Raw genomic sequence first — 2076 nt, 5'->3', positions numbered from 1 at the left:
GCGTTAGCGTGGGACATGAAGGCCTTCTGTTCGCGTGAGCGGTTTCTTGACAACTCCACTCTCGCAACAGGAGGCCTTCGCCTGTCAGCTGCTCACGCAACAACGTCCCTGGACATCACATCTAGGCAGTGAGGCTGCGCACCGCGTCCACGCCGATCACCAGGGCGAGCACCAAGTAGACGGCCGCGGCGATGTAGTTGAAGACCATCTGCGCGCCGGGGCGCTCGGTGAAGCGGCCGCTCAGGGCGCTGGCGGCCACTCCGATCACACCGTAGAGGAGGACTTCGGTGGAGACGTTCACTGCGCCGAGCATGAGCAGCTGGGCGGTGGTGTTCGAGGCCTCGCCTATGAATCGGGGCAGAACGGCCAAGAAGAACAGGATCAGCTTCGGGTTGGTCAGGCTCGCCAGCAGACCTCGTACATACCAGCGCCGAGACGGCGCCTCGGTGGGGGTGGCGGCGGTGGCTCGCGCGTGACGGGCCGTGCTGAGAGCCAGCCAGAGCAGGTAGGCGCAGCCGATCAGCTTCACGAACGCCAACGCACTTGGGTAGGCGGTGGCCAGGGCTCCGAGACCGAGGGCGACGGCGCCGGCGTAGACGGCCATGCCGGTGCCGATGCCCAGGATCGCTAGGATCGCGGCGGCGCGGCCGCCCTGGAGTCCGACAGCGAGCATGTAGGTCATGTCCGGACCGGGAGGTGCCAGGAACACGAGGATGACCCCGATGAAGGCGGGTAGGACCGTGAGGTCGAGCATGAGTGAGCGGCGCTTTCTGGTCGCGGGAGGGCTCGAGCCAGGCCAGCCTAGCCGGGGCCATCGTGACTCCACGGTGGCCCGAATCCGTCACCTCCGCCGGCGGGCCGCGGACCGACGCGGTGGGGCGATCACGAATGTCGAGCTGCAGCGAAGATTGCACGACCGTGTCATCCCGCAAGCTCCATCACGGCGTCGGTTAGTCCCCCACTCGCACGGACTCGTCTCACCGGGCAGGCGAAGGCATTCCACGTCTTAAGTCGAACTGCGTATCTGCCGCTTCCAAGATCTGTGCCCACTCCCCGTGCGTTGGGTGGTGACCCATCCCGGCGACCTCGAACAGTGCGCTTGCCGGGGCGGCGTCGGCGAGTCTGCGCCCCTGATCAGGTGGCGTCATGGTGTCTTCTGTTCCGACCACGACCAGCAGCGGATGGCTCAGCCGATCCGCGTGATTCAGCGGGGAAGAGTCCTGCCACTGCCGCGACTGCAGGGTCTTTTCCAGATACCGACGGGCCCCGCCGAAAGCCGTGTCCCGCGCGAAGGAGCGCAGTTCAGCTGGGGCGTTGACCAGCACTACGCCGTCGAGGGCCCCGGCAGGCTGATCCGCCGCGGCCAGGGCTGCCATCAGCCCTCCCATGGAGAACCCCACCAGTACGATGCCTGCCACGTCCGGCTGCCTGCGGATCCAGGCCAGGACTCGTGAGATGTCGAGGGAGGCGCTGAGCCCGTAGTCGTCGACGCCGGTGGAACCGTGCCAGCCGCGCAGGGAGATGCTCACCGCGTGCCGTCCACGCTCGAGCACCTGGTGTGCGACCGGGGCCATGGTCGAAGCGTCCTCACCCCACCCGTGCAGCAACAGGATTGCTGGCGCCTGCCGGTCACGCCACCAGGCGTACCCGCCCAGCTGCACGTCCTCGAACTCCAGCAGCACCGGGACCGCGCCGGGAAGACGGGGCAACAGCGTGGCGCCGATTGGGTGAGGGGTCAGCGGGCTCTCCATGAACCCATGGCAGTCCCGTGGTGCGCGCACGTCAAGATCCCCAGTGGAGTGCTCGGGTGGTGACCCGCGAACCTGGCACTCGTGTTGGCGGATCTCTTGACGAACCAGGCTTCCCCGCCACAGTCGACACACCGAAAGCCGTTGCCCTGTGAGCGATGAAGCGCCCTGACGTCGTCGTCGGCATGCTGGAAGTCGACCGCGTTCGGTCAAGTCCCTGGAAGTGGTGTAACCGTCTTCGAGGCATGAGAATCAGGCCAGGGCCGGCATCACCTCCGTGCCCATCACGGTGCCCGGTTCTTGCGTGAGGGGCTCGCGGCAGCGGGCC

At 67.1% G+C, this 2076-nt stretch carries 2 protein-coding genes; both read right to left on the bottom strand.

Translation table 11 applies throughout. From position 1 onward, the window contains the following. Positions 1–121: 121 nt before the first annotated feature. Positions 122–754 (bottom strand): LysE family translocator, encoded by a 633-nt coding sequence (locus tag MHY29_RS11865; RefSeq protein ID WP_239241485.1) that lies wholly within the window; start codon positions 752–754, stop codon positions 122–124. Positions 755–977: 223 nt separating this feature from the next. Next, on the bottom strand, positions 978–1751 hold the full coding sequence (locus MHY29_RS11860) for a S9 family peptidase (RefSeq protein ID WP_239241483.1): 774 nt from the start codon (positions 1749–1751) through the stop codon (positions 978–980). Positions 1752–2076 lie beyond the last annotated feature (325 nt).

The sequence above is a fragment of the Micrococcus sp. ACRRV genome, from assembly GCF_022346985.1.
Classification (GTDB): domain Bacteria; phylum Actinomycetota; class Actinomycetes; order Actinomycetales; family Micrococcaceae; genus Micrococcus; species Micrococcus porci.
This window is presented reverse-complemented; position numbering and strand designations above follow the sequence as displayed.